At 70.8% G+C, this 16104-nt stretch carries 16 protein-coding genes; 4 read left to right on the top strand and 12 right to left on the bottom strand.

Going from position 1 to position 16104, the window contains the following annotated elements:
• Nucleotides 1-74: 74 nt before the first annotated feature.
• Nucleotides 75-587, bottom strand: coding sequence for a flavoprotein (locus PSH03_RS30475; protein ID WP_238691130.1), 513 nt, complete (start codon nucleotides 585-587; stop codon nucleotides 75-77).
• Nucleotides 584-1834: a helix-turn-helix transcriptional regulator gene (locus PSH03_RS30480; protein ID WP_238691131.1), complete on the bottom strand. Its 1251-nt coding sequence runs from the start codon at nucleotides 1832-1834 to the stop codon at nucleotides 584-586. Before PSH03_RS30480 ends, PSH03_RS30475 begins: the two co-directional genes overlap by 4 nt.
• Before the next feature lie 136 nt (nucleotides 1835-1970).
• Here PSH03_RS30480 and PSH03_RS30485 point away from each other — a divergent pair, with 136 nt between their 5' ends.
• Entirely contained in the window at nucleotides 1971-3179 is a 1209-nt protein-coding gene (locus PSH03_RS30485; RefSeq protein ID WP_238691132.1) for an FAD-binding oxidoreductase, read from the top strand.
• A gap of 208 nt (nucleotides 3180-3387) precedes the next feature.
• Here the strand turns inward: PSH03_RS30485 and PSH03_RS30490 are convergent, their stop codons facing one another.
• Nucleotides 3388-4272, bottom strand: a complete 885-nt coding sequence (locus tag PSH03_RS30490) for a cellulose binding domain-containing protein (protein WP_238691133.1) — start codon at nucleotides 4270-4272, stop codon at nucleotides 3388-3390.
• 206 nt (nucleotides 4273-4478) lie between these two features.
• Here PSH03_RS30490 and PSH03_RS30495 point away from each other — a divergent pair, with 206 nt between their 5' ends.
• Nucleotides 4479-5384, top strand: a complete 906-nt coding sequence (locus PSH03_RS30495; RefSeq protein WP_238691134.1) for a hypothetical protein — start codon at nucleotides 4479-4481, stop codon at nucleotides 5382-5384.
• A gap of 65 nt (nucleotides 5385-5449) precedes the next feature.
• Here PSH03_RS30495 and PSH03_RS30500 read toward each other — a convergent pair whose 3' ends face one another.
• The 4 genes from PSH03_RS30500 to PSH03_RS30515 all read right to left on the bottom strand — a co-directional run bounded on the left by PSH03_RS30500 (nucleotide 5450) and on the right by PSH03_RS30515 (nucleotide 7536).
• On the bottom strand, nucleotides 5450-5671 hold the full coding sequence (locus tag PSH03_RS30500) for a hypothetical protein (RefSeq protein ID WP_210865108.1): 222 nt from the start codon (nucleotides 5669-5671) through the stop codon (nucleotides 5450-5452).
• A gap of 78 nt (nucleotides 5672-5749) precedes the next feature.
• On the bottom strand, nucleotides 5750-6583 hold the full coding sequence (locus PSH03_RS30505) for a DUF1963 domain-containing protein (protein WP_238691135.1): 834 nt from the start codon (nucleotides 6581-6583) through the stop codon (nucleotides 5750-5752).
• 139 nt (nucleotides 6584-6722) lie between these two features.
• Nucleotides 6723-7091: a DUF4180 domain-containing protein gene (locus PSH03_RS30510; RefSeq protein WP_238691136.1), complete on the bottom strand. Its 369-nt coding sequence runs from the start codon at nucleotides 7089-7091 to the stop codon at nucleotides 6723-6725.
• Nucleotides 7084-7536 carry a helix-turn-helix domain-containing protein gene (locus tag PSH03_RS30515; RefSeq protein ID WP_238691137.1) on the bottom strand — a complete coding sequence of 151 codons (453 nt, stop codon included), beginning with the start codon at nucleotides 7534-7536 and terminating at the stop codon, nucleotides 7084-7086. The genes PSH03_RS30510 and PSH03_RS30515 overlap by 8 nt, the downstream gene beginning before the upstream one ends.
• A 168-nt stretch (nucleotides 7537-7704) precedes the next feature.
• On the opposite strand from PSH03_RS30515, the gene PSH03_RS30520 reads away from it, so the two are divergent.
• Nucleotides 7705-10998, top strand: coding sequence for an ATP-binding protein (locus PSH03_RS30520; protein WP_238691138.1), 3294 nt, complete (start codon nucleotides 7705-7707; stop codon nucleotides 10996-10998).
• Nucleotides 10999-11116: 118 nt separating this feature from the next.
• On the opposite strand, the gene PSH03_RS30525 is transcribed toward PSH03_RS30520, so the two are convergent.
• From PSH03_RS30525 to PSH03_RS30535, 3 genes are read right to left on the bottom strand one after another with little or no spacing between them, the layout of a single operon-like run.
• Entirely contained in the window at nucleotides 11117-11974 is an 858-nt protein-coding gene (locus PSH03_RS30525) for an ABC transporter permease (protein ID WP_238691139.1), read from the bottom strand.
• Nucleotides 11971-12984: an ATP-binding cassette domain-containing protein gene (locus tag PSH03_RS30530; RefSeq protein ID WP_238691140.1), complete on the bottom strand. Its 1014-nt coding sequence runs from the start codon at nucleotides 12982-12984 to the stop codon at nucleotides 11971-11973. The genes PSH03_RS30525 and PSH03_RS30530 overlap by 4 nt, the downstream gene beginning before the upstream one ends.
• A 27-nt stretch (nucleotides 12985-13011) precedes the next feature.
• On the bottom strand, nucleotides 13012-13566 hold the full coding sequence (locus PSH03_RS30535) for an NADPH-dependent FMN reductase (RefSeq protein ID WP_238691141.1): 555 nt from the start codon (nucleotides 13564-13566) through the stop codon (nucleotides 13012-13014).
• Nucleotides 13567-13696: 130 nt separating this feature from the next.
• On the opposite strand from PSH03_RS30535, the gene PSH03_RS30540 reads away from it, so the two are divergent.
• Nucleotides 13697-14212 (top strand): GNAT family N-acetyltransferase, encoded by a 516-nt coding sequence (locus tag PSH03_RS30540; protein ID WP_210786837.1) that lies wholly within the window; start codon nucleotides 13697-13699, stop codon nucleotides 14210-14212.
• 25 nt (nucleotides 14213-14237) lie between these two features.
• Here PSH03_RS30540 and PSH03_RS30545 read toward each other — a convergent pair whose 3' ends face one another.
• Entirely contained in the window at nucleotides 14238-15224 is a 987-nt protein-coding gene (locus PSH03_RS30545) for an aldo/keto reductase (protein WP_238691142.1), read from the bottom strand.
• A gap of 82 nt (nucleotides 15225-15306) precedes the next feature.
• Nucleotides 15307-16059, bottom strand: coding sequence for an SDR family oxidoreductase (locus tag PSH03_RS30550; RefSeq protein WP_210786841.1), 753 nt, complete (start codon nucleotides 16057-16059; stop codon nucleotides 15307-15309).
• Between the last annotated feature and the right edge of the window lie 45 nt (nucleotides 16060-16104).

A 16104-nucleotide genomic window follows, 5' to 3' on the forward strand; every position in this document is an offset into this window, starting at 1 on the left:
CACGGCCGGCGAGGGATCTCCGAACGGACAGTAATCTGATGGATTCTGTGAGCGGGCGGATTCTTAATTCAGCCCTAGCTGATGGCGCCGTCCACTTCGCGCGGTGTTATCGTCTTCTCGACCAATCGCCAGTCCAGCTTGGCGCTGAGGGCTTTGATAACTACTCCCGCCACAGTGAGTTGACGTAGGTTTGCCTGGTACGCGGGGTGCGCAGCGAGTTCAGATTTGACGTTGGGAAAGGCGTAGACGGGCAGGCCGCACCCGAGCGCTTGGTTCAAGATGCCAAGGGCCACAGTGTCGTTGATTCCGAGCGCCCACTTGTTGATGACATTGAAGGTCGCCGGAACCACCGCCACCGCGTCAGCGGGCGGGTGGGGTTCCGGCGCACTGGGAAGGCGCCACTCAACGCGTACTGGGTACCCCGTCTGCTGAGCAACAGCCTCCAGGTCGATCCAGCTAGCGGCAGTGGGTGTCGCAATCATGCAGATCGTCCAACCATCGGCCAGCAGCAGATCGATCAGCTCACCGATCCGCAGCACCGGTGGTGCGGCTGATACGACAAGCGCGAGCACGGGGCGCTTACTCATGCCAGCAGGCCAGCCCGCTCGGCCAGCGGCCGTAACCCTGGTGTCGCAGCACGCCGCTCCCTTGAGAGCAGGTCGCGTATGAGTTCGCGAGCCTGGATGTTGGCCTGTACCACCTCCGCAGCTGTCCTCTCCGCTTCGAGTAGATGCAGTACGGCAGCCGACCGGTCTGTAGAAGCCATCATCGAAGCTGCCGCTAGGTCGATATGCACTTGAGCCCGCCGGCCGACGAGCACGGTTGGCAGGCGTGAGGTGTCGAGCCGCAGTGCAACAGCGATGGCTTGGTCCGGGTTACCGGCCCGAACCGCTGCGGAGACCGTGTGAATGGCGACATTGGTAGGTCCGAACGCGGTCCACAGGCGGTTACGGTCCGATCCCAGCTCGGCCGCAAGCCCGTCAGCCTGGCTCAGGAGCCGACCGGCCGCCTTCTGCTCGCCACTGCTGGCAGCTACGACAGCCGCCAGCAGAAGCAATGCCCCGTGAGCAGAGATGAGATCAGGGTCGGTCGCCGGTCTCCCGGAGGACAACCGGTCAATGCTGCTTGCCAGCACGCCCACTGTCTGGTCCGTCCGTCCCGGAATTCGAAGAAGTCCACAGGCCGCCTGATAGGCGGCGACTGCGAGAAGTGCTCGATCCCCGGCGAGTCCTGCTGCCGTCGATGCCCGGTCTGCCGTCATCAGGGCGCTCTCGCCATCGCCCACTTTCGCAGCGAGCTTCGAGGCTGAAACGTAGGCGGCGGCGAGCACCTGATACGCGCGGACTCGTTGCTCCTCGGGTGCGTGCGTTGCCAGATCCGTGGCCTGCGCAAGTACGTTGGGCAGCAGCCGTGCTGCGGATCTGTAACTTGCACGCTGGTACAGACTGTGGACTCTGCCAACGCTGCGACGCAAATCAACCAGTGATCGGGTCGGTTCAGCGGGTCGGTCAGGCATGTAGCTGGTCAGGAACGTACATAGCCCGGCCAGGACGTCCGAGGGAACCGTCCCGGCCGCAGGATCGCGGGTGTTCCCTCCCATGATCCGCCCCCTGCGTGTTGCCACCGACACATCCACGAGCATCTCGTCGAGTTGTTCGAGCGTAACTCGCAATGCGCTAGCGATCCGGCTCCGATGCCACGGCTGAGGGTCCGTCTCAGCGCACTCCCATCGAACGACGGTGGATCGTTCGACACCGAGGATCTCAGCCAACCTCTCCTGGCTGAGCCCGAGTGCCTTCCGCCGATGGCAGAGCCGGTGCCGCTTCAAGGCCACGTCGATGCTCCCTCCGCTTGCCCTCACTCTAGTAACCAAGCAGCCACGGAGCGGGTATGCGCGTGCCTCATTGATGCGCCTTTTCGGCTGCTCCGACGCTGTAGTTCCAGATAAGCCCTGCCTCGAAGCTGGATGCATGGCCCGGGGCGGGTGCCTTGTCCCGGAGTTGCGCCGGCCCTCAACGGCGCAGCTCCTCCCGCCCGCCCCGGTGCCAGACCAGGCATCAACGACTTGGAGCCGGCATGCCCACAGTGAACGACGACAACCAGCTCGTGCGGGCCTGGCCGCCGCCTGGGAGTCGGTCGACGCGCGGGCCGCCGGCGACTTCTGGTGCACCCTCGAAGACCGCCGACCCGGGCTGCTCCCGCAGCGCGACGCGCCGCTGTTCTTCACCGCGCTGGGCCGCCTCCTGGTCGGCGGCGACGCCCCGGCGAGCCGGGCGGCGCTACTCCGGGTGCTCGGCCACGCGTACCGTCAATTCGACCTGCTCCCGCACGCCACCACCATCGGCGACGCGCTGCTCGCCACCGTTGCCCGCCACGCGCGCCCACTGTGGACGCCGCAGCTCACCATCGCCGCCGAGCGCGCCCTGTGCCGCGCCACGCACGCCATTCGCCGCGCTGCCGCGCAGGCCGGCGACGGCCGGGCCTGGTGGCACGTCGAGGTGATCGGCCATGACCGGCCGTCGCCCGACATCGCCATCCTGACGGTACGTCCCTGGCGGCGACTGCCCTTTCAGCCAGGTCAGGCCGTGCCGGTCTGCACGCCGAGCTTCCCTGGGCACTGGCGCTGGCTCTCACCGGCCAACGCCCCACGCGCGGACGGCACCGTCGAGCTGCACGTCCGCGCCGTACCCGCCGGCACCGTCTCCCACCGCCTGGTCCATGAGGTACGCCCCGGCGAGCTGCTCTGGCTCGGCCCGCCCGTCGACACCGGGCTGAGCCTCGACCCGGCGAGCACGAGCGATCTGCTCCTTGTCGCCGGTGGCACCGGCCTGGCGCCGCTGCGCGCCCTGGTCGAGCAGGTCGTCGCCGCACCCGACGGTCGGCGGGTGACGTTGATCGTCGGTGCGCGCACCTTCACCGACCTGTACGACGCGATCGCCCTCGACAAGCTGCAATGCGCCCACGACTGGCTGACCATCGTGCCGGCCCTCTCCGACGACCCCTGCGCCGAGCTGGCCGAGCGGGGCGACGCTCTGACCATCGCCCTCGACCATCACCAGCCCGGCCAGGACATCTACCTCTGCGGCCCACCGGCGATGCTGGCCGATGCGCGGCTACGGTTGCGCGCCCTCGGCGTTCCCGCCGCCCGCATTCATCTGCCCGAGAGCTTCACAGGCTGATGGCTCTGTCTGCGCAGCGGTGAGGGACACCGCGCCCCGTGCGGCGGAGCCAACGGCTCAGCACCCAGGGCGCCAGACGGTCGGGGGTAGTTCCCCTTGAAGCGTGATGCCTGTGAGTCATCATGATGACCCACAGGCATCACCTTTGTCCGGGACAAGGCCGGCCGGACCTGGGGCACGCCGGTCGCCCGGCGCCTGTCGGGAGTGGTCAGGAGTAGGTGTCGCCGAACTCGCGTACCCCGTCGACGTCCAGCGTGATCCGGTCGTTCTCGGTCCACTGGCCGGTGGCGGCGGCCCAGCTCGGGTCGTCGCGTTCGTCGATGTCGCTCCAGCTGTGCCGGTGGTGCCGTAGCTGGATCGGCCCGGTCGACTGACCCGGCGCGAGCGTCCCGTCGGTGAAGGTCAGCTCCACCCAGCCGGGGACCGGCGTTCCCGGGATCGGGTAACCCGGCGGCGCCGGCGTCGTCATCCCGGTCGGCGGCCCGCCCGGCGGGATGAAGAACTGCACGGTCTGCTCGATGCGGTCACAACCCAGCGCGGCCCAGTCGCAGTTCGGCACCAGCGAGGTGTTGGCGCCCTCGAAGCGCAGGTGGTAGCGCACCCGCACCGTGCTCAGGTCAAGCGGCGCGGTGCCGGTGTTCGTCACCTTCAGGAGGTGCTGGATCTGGTTGTTCGTGGGGGACCAGTCCAGGTTGAGGTAGCTGAGCGTCGCGCGGCCGGCCGCGGTGCGCACTGTGGTGGTGGGCGAGGTGTCGGAGTAGCCGCCGAGCGCGCGGGCGGCAACCGCGATCCGGTACGTCGTGCCGGGTGCGAGGTCGGTCAGCGTGATCGTGGTGTCGGTGGTGGAGCCGAGGAAGCGGTACGTGTTCGGGCCCAGCGGCACCTGCACCTCGTAGTTGATCGGCTGCTCCGCACCGGGCTCGACCCAGGCGGAGGGCGCCCAGCTGAGGGTGAGCTGATGTGGTTCGTTTGCCACCACCGTGGGAGTGCCCGGGGTGCTGATCGCCGGGCCGTCGGCGCGGGCGGCGTTGACGGCGAGCAGGCTCGCCAGCGCGGCGAGGGCGACGGTGGCGGCGACACGGCGAGCAGACATAGCCGAATGGTATGCACCACCATCGATGTCCGTGCATCCTCCGTCAGGCCAGTGACGGCGGAGGCGGATTCAGTCCGTTACGCGACGTAGTCAACTTGGAGATAATGCCTGGTCACGTGGCTACCTAGCGTGAACCCGTCATCACGAACGGCCCGGACGCCGGCGTCTCACCTGCCGCCCGTCTGGGCCTCAGACGGGAGAAACACATGCGTGCTCAGAACAAAAGCCGGCGGTACGGCGCCCGAGCGTCCGTACTCGTGCTCGGTCTTGTCGCGACCGGAGCGGTGCTCGTCCCGGCGAGCCCGGCGTCCGCCGCGGTCCCCGGTCTGGTGCGGGTCGCCGCGACCAGCGTCACCAACTCGGTCGACTTCCGCAGCGTCACGGCGACGTGCCCGGTCGGGAAGGTGCTGACCGGCACCGGCTACGAACTCAACGGCATCACCGGCGAAGGCGTCGTCGACGACCTGCGTCCCAACGGTGGCGTCGCCACGGCACCGACCGCGGTCACCGTCGGCGCCTACGAGACCGAGGCGTTCGCGGGGAACTGGTCGGTGACGGCGTACGCGATCTGCGCCAACCCGCTGCCCGGCCTGGTCCGGGTAGCCGCGACCAGCGTCACCAACTCGGTCGAATTCCGCAGCGTCACGGCGACGTGCCCGGTCGGGAAGGTGCTGACCGGCACCGGCTACGAACTCAACGGCATCACCGGCGAAGGCGTCGTCGACGACTTCCGGCCCAACGGTGGCGTCGCCACGGCGCCGACCGCGGTCACTGTCGGCGCGTACGAGTCGGACGCCACGGCCCTGAACTGGTCCGCCACCGCGTACGCGATCTGCGCCAACCCCCTCGCGGGCCTGGTGCGCACCTCGGCCGTGGGGGCCAGCAACTCCCTCGACTTCCGCAGCGTCACGGCGACCTGCCCGGTCGGGAAGGTGCTGACGGGCGCCGGCTACGAGCTGAACGGGGTGACCGGCGAGGGCATCGTGGACGACTTCCGCCCTAACGGCGGCCCCGCCACCGCCCCGACGTCAGCGGCGTCCGGCGCGTACGAGGAGGACGCGTTCGCCGGGAACTGGTCCGACACGGCGTACGCCATCTGCGCCACGCCGTAGAAACCGCTCAGCCGGTGCAGCAGCCCTGCGAACGTGCGGGCCGCTGCACCGGCTGAGTGCTCGGCTCAGGAGCCGCCTTGGCGCTGGATCCGCCCGTCGCCCGAGACCTTGGCCCGGCCCAGGTCGCGTTCGGTGCCGGCCGGGCCGGTCGCGGTACGGCGGTGCCGTTGGTCGGGCGAGTGCTCCACGGGCGAGCCCTGGCGGCCCGGAGCGCCGCTGCCCGAATGCCGCCGGCCTCGCGCCGACTCGCCGCCGTTGTCGTGTTTGTTCTGCTTGTGGCTACCCATGGATGGCGCGTACCCGGTCACTGTGCGGCTAGTCCTGAGCCCCCGTCAGCTCCAGTGCCGCTCCGGGAGCGAGCGGAGTCACGGATTCCAGTAGACGAGGACCCTGGCCTGGTCGAAGTGTCGCTCCTTCAGGTCGGCGCGCTGGATCACCCAATGGATACTCGCGCCGCCCTGTCTGCCGCCGTGGAACTCGGCCAGTACAACCCAGTCACCATGGTCCGACTCGTCCTGCCCGGACCGGCCCGAGGGGTGGGCACCCAACCACGCGGGGTTGAAACCGTTGCAGTCAGTGCCGTAGCCACCCAACAGCAGCGGCGTCGTCCAGCCTCCGTAGGAGAACGGGCCGTCCGGCACCTTGTCCAGGACTTCCTTCCACACCTCGGTCATCTCTTCGAACGGGGGATCCCCCGGCAGCGGCGGAGACCACGGGGGCCCCGGGATCGTCTTGACGTAGGGCAGAGAGATGTCGACAGTGAGGTGCAGATCGCCCTGCGGGATCTCCGCGTAGACCTCGGCGCACTCCTCGTCGTCCGGAGAGAAGCCCGGCGGATGCTGTTCTCGCTCCTCGACGGCCACGCCCGCCGGCACGTACATCACCTGGCCGTAACCGTGCTCTTCGGGCCAGCCGAACAGCAGCAGTTGGCCGTCGGCCGGTAGCGGAAGGTCGGTCACGTCTGCCGGAAGGGCAGCGCAGTCGATGGTGGCGATCAAGGGGAACTGGGGGTCCTCGGCCTCGGCCGGAAGCATCACCGGCCCACGGATGGCGCCCACGACCGGCCCGTCACCCCCCTGTGTCAGGAGGGCAGACGGCCGGGCGAGTTCCAGCCAGCGCTCCACCTCGGCAGCGGGGATGTCGCGGCGCAGAGCCTCGGCGCGGACCTGATCGATGATTTTCACGTTTCGGGGAAGCACGGGAGCACCGTAGGTCAACAGTGCGACGTTCACGACCCCGCTGGATGCTGGCTGCCCGCAAGGCAGGCGCCCCCGGGCTGTCGATACCGCGATTTGCCGTCGGCGGACGGCGGGCAGAAGTGCCCGACCCGTGAGGTGGCTATCGGGCGGCGCGGAGGCGGGCGTCGAGCGCGTCGAGGTCGGGGACGAACCAGATCTGCCCGCCCTGGTTCGACTCGTGCACCAGGGCGCGCAACGCGGAACTCTCGGCGAGCTGCGCCGAGATGTCGCCGACGACGGCCAGCCGCACCCGGTAGTTGACGAACTTCTGCATCACGTCGCCGGCGAAGCGGGTGCCCAGCGAGAAGAAGCGTTCGTCGAGCCGGTTGGCCGGCACGGCGACCACCTGGGCACCGAGGAACGCCGCCCCGATCAGGTCCAGCGCGTCCTGCTCGGTGGCCACTGGTGGCCCATCCGGGTCGCAGACCAGCACCGGCACCCCGGCGCGTTCCTGGATCTCGTCAGGCATCGTGGACCTCCCGGTCGAGCAGGCCGTTGTCGGCGTTGAGCACGGCGTCGAGCAGGTGCAGCAACTCGGCGGTGGCGGCCGGGTCACCCAGGATGATGATCTTCATGCGGTGGCGTTGCTCGTCGTACACGGTCTGCACCCGCAGCGGGTTGGCCTGGTCGTGGCCGGTGTTGGCGCTGGTGAGCACGAGCGTGCCGAGCCGGTCGGCGGCGGCTCTGTCGACACCGTCGATCTGCACGATGCTCGACACCTCCGCCTGCCTGGCGACGCTGGGCGCGGTCGGGGCCTGGCCGGTGAGCGCGTCGAGATCACCGGCGGCGATCCGGTACTGCTTGCCGATCCGCACGGCGCGCAGCCGGCCCGAGCGGATGTAGCCGCGCACTGTGCGCACGTGCAGGTTGAGCCGGTCGGCTACCTGCTCAACCGAGTACATTTCTTCCGTCATCGCTCCCTACGATACCCCGATAGGGAAGTATGAGGAGCGATGGGGTCGACTCGTTTACGGCATCAGCTCCAAAGGCTCCGAACCCACCTGGGCCGGCGAGGCCCCGCGAGGTGTTCGGGCGGCTAACTCGCTCGCGCTGTCGGACGGGTCCAGTACCGTCTGGAAACCATGGACGCGCTCGGCGACGCCATCATCGGGCGGGATCACCCCGCGGGTCTGCTGCGCGCCGAGTTGGACCGGGCCACCACCAGCCACGGCGGTCTCGCCCTGGTCACCGGCGAGCCGGGCATCGGCAAGACGACCCTCGTCACGTCGGCGGCCCGCGAGGCCCGGCAGCGAGGCGCGCTGGTGCTCGGCGCCGCCTGCTGGGATTCCGACAGCGCCCCCGGCTACTGGCCGTGGGTGCAGGTGCTGCGTGCCCTGCGGCGCTCCGCCGACGACTGGGCGGTGGCGCGGCAGTCCGCCGAGCCGGCCCTCGCGGCCCTGCTCGGGCAGTCCGGCGCCGGCGGTGAGCAGGCCGGTCGCCTTGCCAGCTGGGCCGGCGTCGACAGCGGCCCGGACGCCGCCGACCAGGAGGCGTTCGCGCTGTACGACGCGGTGACCGCCGCCCTGGTCGCCGTCTCCCAGCACCGGCCGGTAGTGGTCGTCCTCGACGACCTGCACTGGGCCGACCCCGCCTCGCTGCGGTTACTGAGCTTCGCCGCCCAGCACACCTGGTTCGAGCGGCTCCTGCTGATCGGCACCTACCGCGACGCCGAGGTCGAGTCGGGCGAGCATCCGCTGCGCCCGCTGCTGATGCCGCTGGTCGCGAAGGCCACCACTATCACCCTCACCGGTTTCACCCGCGACGAGGTGGCCGCACTGATGACCCGGACCGCGGGCCGGGAGCCACAGGCCAGCCTTGTCGACGAGGTGCACCGGCGCACCGGCGGCAACCCGTTCTTCGTGGAGCAGACCGCGCGGCTGTGGCACGCCGACGACGCGATCGGCACCATCGCACCCGGCGTACGGGAGGCGGTGCGCCGCCGCCTGGCCCAACTGCCCGCCGCCGTGGTGGAGGCGCTGACCGTCGCCGCCGTACTGGGTCGCGAGTTCCACCGTCAGGTCCTCGCGGCCTGCGCGGCCGCACCGGCGGCGCAGGTCGACCGGCTGCTCGACCGGGCGGTGACCGCCCGACTGGTGGTCGCCCGGGGCGGTGGCCGCTTCGCCTTCGCCCACGACCTGGTCCGCGAGACCCTCTACGACGGGCTGACCGACGACGACCGGCGGGCCCGCCACGGCGCTGTCGTCCGGGCGGTCGACGACCTGCGGGAGCTCACCGACCGGCTGATCCCGGCCGACCTCGCCCGCCACGCCTACCTGGCCGGCCCGGCGCTCGACCGGGCCCGGGTGGCCACGCTGCTGGTCGCCGCCGGGCGGGACGCGTTCGCCCGGCTGGCCGGCGACGAGGCGGCGGTGCACTTCCGCCGAGCCCTCGAGGTCGTCGAAGACCGGGCACAACGAGTGCGGATCCTGGTCGAGTTCGCCGAGTCGCACTATCACCACGCCGGCCGGGAAGAGGTCACGCGACTGCTGGCCGAGGCCGCCAGGCTGGCCCGATCACTGGACGACCCGGTGTTGCTGGCCCGGGTCGCGCTCACAGTGAACCGCGCCCGCCAGGTGGAGACCGCCCAGTCGATCGAGGCGGCGGAGTTGGTGCGCGAGGCGTACCGCCGGTTGATCGGCGAACCGGACGCCACCGCCACGGTCGGCGCCCTGGTCGCGGACCTGATCACCGCCAGCGAGACGATCGCCCGTCGAGGGCAGGACGACGAGGCGCTCACCTTCAGCCTCTGGGCCCGTCACGACACGACCTGGGGGCTGGGCACCGCCGCGACCCGAGCCGCGCTCACCGTCGAGATCCGGGACGTGGCCCGGCGGACGGGCGACCGGGAGACCGAGCTGTGGGCCACCTCGCTGCGCTGGGTGGCGCTGCTGGAGCTGGGTGACCCTCGCTTCGCCGAGGAGCTCACCACCTTCGTCGACGCCGAACGGCAGGGCGACTTCGCCCGGCACCGGATGGCCGCGGCCGTCGACAGCGGCATCATCGCGGCGTTCCAGGGTGACTTCGCCGCTGCCGACGCGCGGTTCGCGATCCTCACCGACCAGACCGACCCGGGCCACACCGAGTTCGGGTTCATGGGCCACCACCTGCGCTGGTCCCGACTGCTGCTCCAGGGCCGGGTCGCCGAGGCCGCCGCGCTGGTGGACGGGCTGGCCCCGATCGACTACCCCTACCGGGAGCTGTTGCGGGCGATCACCGCGGCGGAGCGGGGCGACGGCGAGACGGCGGTCCGGCTGACCGCCGGCATCGAGGCCGCCGCCATCCGGTACCCGCGCCCGGTGTCACCGCTCTGGCTACGGTTACGCGCGCAGGCCGCCGCCGCGTCCGCCGACCCGAAGCGCTGTGACGCCGCGCGGGCCGCGCTGGCCCCACACCGTGGAGAGTGGACGGTAGGGCTCTTCGGCTGCGACATCAGTGGCCCCGTCGACCACTGGCTGGCACTGATCGACGCCGCCCAGGGACGCTGGGACGACGCCGTCGCCGGCTTCACCGCCGCTCGGGACTCCGCCGACCGGCTGGGCTCGCGGCCCTGGTCGCTGCTCGCCCGCACCGGCCTCGTGAACGCCCTCGCCGGCCGAGGTCACCCGGGCGACACCGCGACGTCGACCGCGTTGCGCGCCGCCGCCGTCCAGGAGGCGACCGCCCTCGGCATGACGCAGGTGCTCCACCGGCTCGCCGCCCCGACGGCCCCCGACGCCGACCTCCCGGACCAGTCCGTCGGGTCGGGCCAGCTTGTGGCGTCGGGCCAGGTTGCTGGGTGGGGTCAGGTTGTCGCGCCCGGCCAGGCCGCGCCGGTCGCGGCTGCGATCGAGGGGTACGAGTTTCGGCGCGACGGGCCGGTCTGGCAGCTCGCGTACGAGGGTGTCGTCGTGCACCTGCCCGACGCCAAGGGTCTGCACGACCTGCATCTGCTGCTCAGCCGCCCGGGCACCGACGTACCGGCGGTCGAATTGCTCGACCCGGCGGCCGGGCCGGAGCTGGTCGCTGCCCGCCGGATGGGTGCCGACCCGGTCCTCGACGACGAGGCGAAGGCCCGCTACCGGCGGCACCTGGCCCGCCTCGACGAGGAGATCGATCGGGCCGCCGCCCGGGACGACGACCGGAAGGTGTCCAAGCTGGACGCCGAGCGGGGTGCGTTGCTCGACGAGCTGCGTGCCGCAGCAGGGCTGGCTGGCCGGAGCCGCCGCCTGGGCGACGAGGCCGAACGGGCCCGCAAGACGGTGACCGCGCGAATCCGCGACACGCTCCGCAAACTCGACGATCGACACCCGGCCCTCGCCGGCCACCTGCGCGACTCCGTCTCCACCGGCACCACCTGCCGCTACCTACCCCCCAACCCCCTGCCCTGGCGGCTCTGACCCCACCCCAGCCCTCCGCGATCTTGCACTTTCGGTCGCCGGTTCAGGTGGATCTGCCACCCTTGTCGGGACAGTAAGTGCAAGATCGCGGAGGTGGGGGCGGGGTGAGGGGACCTGGTTAGCGGCGGTTGTACCTGTACATGGTCAGGGTGCCGAAGACCAGGACGAAGCCGGCGCTCCACAGCAGCAGCCACATCGTGGCCGACGGGTCCGACTCGCCGCTCATCGCTCCGCGGATCGCGGCCACCAGCTGCGTCACCGGGTTGACCTTCACGAACGCCTGGAGCCAGCCGGGCATGGTGCTCGGCTCGACGAAGACGTTGCTCAGGAACGTCAGCGGGAACAGCACCATCATGCTGACGCCCATCACCGACTTCTCGCTGCGCAGGATCAGCCCGAAGAACGTCCACACCCAGGAGAACGCGAACGAGAAGACCACCAGCAGCCCGATCCCGACGACAGCCCCGGTCACCCCGCCTTCGGGGCGGAACCCGAGCACCAGCCCGAGACCCAGGATCACCACGGCGGCGAGGATGTAGCGCAGCACGTCGCCGAAGATCATGCCGACCAGGGCGGCCGGACGCCAGACGGGCAGCGTCCGGAACCGGTCGAAGATGCCCTTCTCGATGTCGGTGTTGAGGCCGATGCCGGTGTACATGGTGATCATGACGACGCTGGTCACCATGATGCCGGGCAGGAAGAACTGCAGGTATTCGCGCGGGCTGCCGGCGAGGGCGCCACCGAACAGGTACGTGAACATCAGCACCATGATGATCGGGAACGCGGTCACGTCGAAGAGCTGCTCCGGCACGTGCTTGATCTTCAGCATGGCCCGCCAGCCGAAGGTGAGCGACGCGCTCAGCGCGCTCGGCCGGGGCGGTCGGGAACCGGGCGCGAGCACTGTCGCCAGCGCCTCGGCGGACGGGACGTAGACGGTCGGCGCCCGTTCGGTAGTGGTGGCCGTGGTGTCGCTCATCGGGCTGCCTCCAGCTCGTCATCGCGCTCGTCGGTCGGCATGGCGGGGTGGTCGGTCAGGGCCAGGAAGACCTCGTCCAGGCTCGGCTGGCCGAGGGAGAAGTTGTCGACAACGATGCCGGCGCGGGCCAGGTCGCTGAGCACCCGAGCGGCCTGGGCGCTGGCGTCGAGGTCGGTGCCGGCGTCGCCGACGCGGGCGGTCAACGCCACCGGATCGGCGGCGAGCTGCACCGGCACGTCGAGCGCCTCCCGGAGCACCCGCTCCGCCTCGGGGCGCTGAGCGGGGTCGCGAAGTCGCAGGTGGACGGTGCCGGAGCCGATCGACGACTTCAACTCACCCGGGGTGCCCTCCGCGATCACCCGGCCGTGGTCGACGACAGCGATCCGCCCGGCGAGCTGGTCGGCCTCGTCGAGGTACTGGGTGGTCAGCAGCACCGTCGTGCCGTGCGACACCACCGCCCGGACGATCTCCCACACCTGGTTGCGGCTGCGCGGGTCGAGGCCGGTCGTCGGCTCGTCGAGGAAGAGCAGATCCGGGGTGCTCAGGATGCTGGCGGCGATGTCGATGCGTCGCCGCATTCCACCCGAATACTTCTTCACCTGGCGGTCGCTCGCCTCGGTCAGACCGAACGCGGCCAGCAGCGCCGCGGCGCGCTCGCGGGCGGCCGGCTTGCGCAGGCCGAGCAGGCGGGCGAGGAGCACCAGGTTCTCCGTGCCGGTCAGGTCCTCGTCGACGGAGGCGTACTGGCCGGTGAGGCTGACCCGGGATCGGACCTTGTCGGCCTCGGTGACCACGTCGTGCCCGAAGACCCGGGCCGAGCCGCCGTCGGGTCGCAGCAACGTGGCGAGCACCCGGACCGCTGTGGTCTTGCCCGCGCCGTTCGGGCCGAGCAGACCGTAGACGGTGCCGGCCGGCACCTGGAGGTCGATGCCGGCCAGCGCCCGGGTGTCCCCGAACGAGCGGGTGAGCCCTTCGGCCTCGATGGCCAGACCGGTGGTGCGTCTACTCATGATCCTTGCCTTTCGTGTTGGACGTGTTCAGGAAACGTAGGGTCGAGCCGCCCGGCCGTCGCGCAGTGCCAGCCCCCACCAGCGCAGCTGGTCGAGCAGGACGCCGACGTCGCGTTGCAGCTCGTCGGTGCACTGGGCGGTCGGCTCGCCGGCGAGCAGGTCGATCCCGACGACGTCGCGCACCGTCGTCGCGTGCAGTGCGGTGAAGACGGTACGTAGCTGGTCGACCGCGTGCAGGCCGGTGGACCGACAGCCGTACGACACGAAGCCGACCGCTTTGGCCTGCCACTCGTCGTACGCGTAGTCGATGGCTTGTTTCAAGGGTGCCGGGAAGCTGTGGTTGTACTCGGGGGTGACCACGACGAACGCGTCCGCGCGGCCCACCTCGCGGACGAACGCCCGGATGGACGCGGTCGGCTCGGCGGGGTAGCTGGCCGGGAAGTCGTACTCGGTCAGGTCAACGACAGTCACCGCCAGGTCGTCGTGCCGCGCGGCGTGCTCGACGAACCAGTGCGCCAGCCGGTCGCCGACCCGTCCCTCCCGGGTGCTGCCGACGATCACGGCGATCCGCAACGGTGCCATGGCCCACCCCCCTTCCACGATGAAGGCGCGAGGTGACGACACGCGCCCGCTAGATCCGATCTAGCGGGCGCGGTTCGGGGCGAAATGTCGGTGGGATCGGCTTGACTGGGGGTCGACGAACGGGGGCGCGATGGCACAGGTACGCATCGAGCCGTGGCACGAGGACGACCTCGACCTGCTGCGGCAGCTCAACTCACCGGACACCCGCAAGCACACCGGCGGCCCGGAGACCGACGAGCAGGTGCTCGCCCGGCACGACCGGTACGTGCACTTCTCCGGCACCGAGCAGGGCTGCATGTTCACGATGGTGCTGCCGGACGGGGTGCGGGCGGGCAGCGTCGGCTACTGGGCCCGCGAGTGGCGTGACCAGCCGGTGTACGAGCTGGGCTGGGCGGTGCTGCCCGCGTACCGGGGGCAGGGGCTGGCGACCGCGGCGGTGCGCGCGGTGGTGGACGTGGCGCGCGCCCGACGGGACCGGCACCACGCCCACGCCTACCCCTCAGTCGACAATCCCGCCTCGAACGCGGTGTGCCGTAAGGCAGGCTTCACGCTGCTCGGCGAGACCGGTTTCGAATACCCGCCGGGGCAGATGATGCGCGCCAACGACTGGCAGCTCGACCTGACCGCCCCACCGACAGTGAGCTGAGGTCGGCGGGGCGGCCGGCGACAGGTCACCAGGTGGTGTCGAGGCGGTGCCGTTGCTCGGCGGTCAGCTCCAGGTCGACCGCTGCCAGGCTCTCCTCCAGTTGCGCCACCGACGAGGCGCCCACCAGCGGGATGGACGGCAGCTCACCGCCCAGCAACCAGGCGAGCACCACCTGGTTGACAGTCGCGCCGCTCTGCCCGGCCACCTCCCGCAGCGCGGCCAGTCGCCGTGGCGCGCTCGGCAGGTCGTACGCCGAGCTGAGCGGCTTGTCCGCCCGGGTGAACGCCCCCTTGAGCAGCGGCGAGTACGCGACCAGGGTCAGCTCGGGCTCGGCACGCAGGTAGCTGAGCAGGTCACCGCTGACGCCGCCCGGCTCGCCGTCCGGGTCCAGTTCGCTGATCAGGTCGGTGCGGTTCGGCAGGTAACTGCGGTGGTACTGGAGCACCTCGTACCCCGGCAGGCCGGCGGCGGCGGCCAACGCGCGGGCCCGCTCCACCCGCCAGGCCCGGTGGTTGCTGGCGCCCAGCAGACCCACGGTGCCCTCGGCGACCAGCTCGGCGAAGCCCTCCACGGTCTCCTGGAGCGGCACGGTCCGGTCCTCGATGTGGGCGTAGAGCAGGTCCAGCCGCTGCACCCCGAGCCGTTCCCGGCTGCGCTCCGCGGACTCGCGGATCACCTTGGCGGAGAGGCCCTCGGCGTTGTCCAGGTAGCTGGTCCCCGGGGCCAGCGGTCGGGCGCCCAGTTTGGTGGCGATGACGATCTCGGCGCCGACGCCCCGGCTGTGCCGCCACCGGCCGAGCAGCTCCTCGCTCTGCCCGCCCTGGCCGCCGTCCACCCAGAACGCGTAGTTGTCCGACGTGTCGATGAACGTGCCGCCGGCCTCGACGTACCGGTCGAGGATCGCGTACGAGGTGGCCTCGTCGGTGGCGCTGCCGAAGAGCATCGCGCCGAGGCTGAGCACGCTGACGTCGCGCCGGGTCGCCGGGTCGGCGCCGATCGTGCGGTACCGCATGGGGATCTCCTCTCGTGCGCCCTACCGGTGGGCGCACAGGTCACCCTGCCGGCTGGAGCGCACTCCAGGTCAAGCGCTCAGGTCACCAGGGCAGCACGCCGTACCCACCGCCGGCGTCCATCTGGAAGCCCCAGAGCAGCCCGCTCGGCCCGTCGGCCGGCAGGGTCGCCAGGTGCACGCTCACCTCGGCGCCCTGCTCGGCCGTGCGGAAGCCGCTGTTGGCGTTCAGGTCGGTGGCGCAGTAGCCCGGGTTCGCGGCGTTCACAGTGATCGGGGTGTCCCGCAGTTCCTTGGCGTACATCGCGGTGAGCATGTTCAGCGCCGCCTTCGACGACGGGTAGGGCACGGAGGTCAGCTCGAACAGCGCGCCGTTCGGGTCGGTCATCACCGCGATCGAGCCGACCTCGCTCGACACGTTGACGATTCGGGCGGCCGGTGCCCGGCGTAGCAGCGGCAGCAGCGCGTTGGTCACCGCCACCACGCCGAAGACGTTCGTCTCGTACAGCCGGCGCAGCGTCGCCACTGTCGTGTCGCTGGGCAGCCCTCGCGCACCGTCGGCGAGGATGATGCCGGCGTTGTTGACCAGCACGTCCAGCCGGCCGTACTCCGCCTCCACCCGCTTCGCGGCGGCCGTCACCGACTCGGCATCGGTGACATCGAGCGACAGGAACACCGCGTCCGCGCCGCCGTCGCGCAGTTCCCGTTCGGCTGCTCGACCCCGCTCGGCGTCCCGGGCGCCCACCAGCACTGTCATCCCGAGGGCGCCGAGCTGCCGGGCGGTGGCGAAGCCGATTCCCTTGTTGGCCCCGGTGATCAGGGCGATCATGTTCGTCATGCCGTCGAGCCTCGCCGGGCTGGCCGCGCCCGGGGAGAGACGGGC

Origin of the sequence: Micromonospora salmantinae (genome assembly GCF_022230905.1) — a bacterium.
Taxonomy (GTDB): Bacteria; Actinomycetota; Actinomycetes; order Mycobacteriales; family Micromonosporaceae; genus Micromonospora; species Micromonospora salmantinae.

What these genes read in the sequence shown, in the direction of transcription:
- PSH03_RS30540 (WP_210786837.1), top strand. Translation starts at nt 13,697, where the DNA reads ATGGCACAGGTACGCATCGAGCCGTGGCACGAGGACGACCTCGACCTG.
- PSH03_RS30545 (WP_238691142.1), bottom strand. Translation starts at nt 15,224, where the DNA reads ATGCGGTACCGCACGATCGGCGCCGACCCGGCGACCCGGCGCGACGTC.
- PSH03_RS30500 (WP_210865108.1), bottom strand. Translation starts at nt 5,671, where the DNA reads ATGGGTAGCCACAAGCAGAACAAACACGACAACGGCGGCGAGTCGGCG.
- PSH03_RS30490 (WP_238691133.1), bottom strand. Translation starts at nt 4,272, where the DNA reads ATGTCTGCTCGCCGTGTCGCCGCCACCGTCGCCCTCGCCGCGCTGGCG.
- PSH03_RS30510 (WP_238691136.1), bottom strand. Translation starts at nt 7,091, where the DNA reads ATGCCTGACGAGATCCAGGAACGCGCCGGGGTGCCGGTGCTGGTCTGC.
- PSH03_RS30475 (WP_238691130.1), bottom strand. Translation starts at nt 587, where the DNA reads ATGAGTAAGCGCCCCGTGCTCGCGCTTGTCGTATCAGCCGCACCACCG.
- PSH03_RS30530 (WP_238691140.1), bottom strand. Translation starts at nt 12,984, where the DNA reads ATGAGTAGACGCACCACCGGTCTGGCCATCGAGGCCGAAGGGCTCACC.
- PSH03_RS30535 (WP_238691141.1), bottom strand. Translation starts at nt 13,566, where the DNA reads ATGGCACCGTTGCGGATCGCCGTGATCGTCGGCAGCACCCGGGAGGGA.
- PSH03_RS30515 (WP_238691137.1), bottom strand. Translation starts at nt 7,536, where the DNA reads ATGACGGAAGAAATGTACTCGGTTGAGCAGGTAGCCGACCGGCTCAAC.
- PSH03_RS30550 (WP_210786841.1), bottom strand. Translation starts at nt 16,059, where the DNA reads ATGACGAACATGATCGCCCTGATCACCGGGGCCAACAAGGGAATCGGC.
- PSH03_RS30495 (WP_238691134.1), top strand. Translation starts at nt 4,479, where the DNA reads ATGCGTGCTCAGAACAAAAGCCGGCGGTACGGCGCCCGAGCGTCCGTA.
- PSH03_RS30525 (WP_238691139.1), bottom strand. Translation starts at nt 11,974, where the DNA reads ATGAGCGACACCACGGCCACCACTACCGAACGGGCGCCGACCGTCTAC.
- PSH03_RS30520 (WP_238691138.1), top strand. Translation starts at nt 7,705, where the DNA reads ATGGACGCGCTCGGCGACGCCATCATCGGGCGGGATCACCCCGCGGGT.
- PSH03_RS30485 (WP_238691132.1), top strand. Translation starts at nt 1,971, where the DNA reads ATGGCCCGGGGCGGGTGCCTTGTCCCGGAGTTGCGCCGGCCCTCAACG.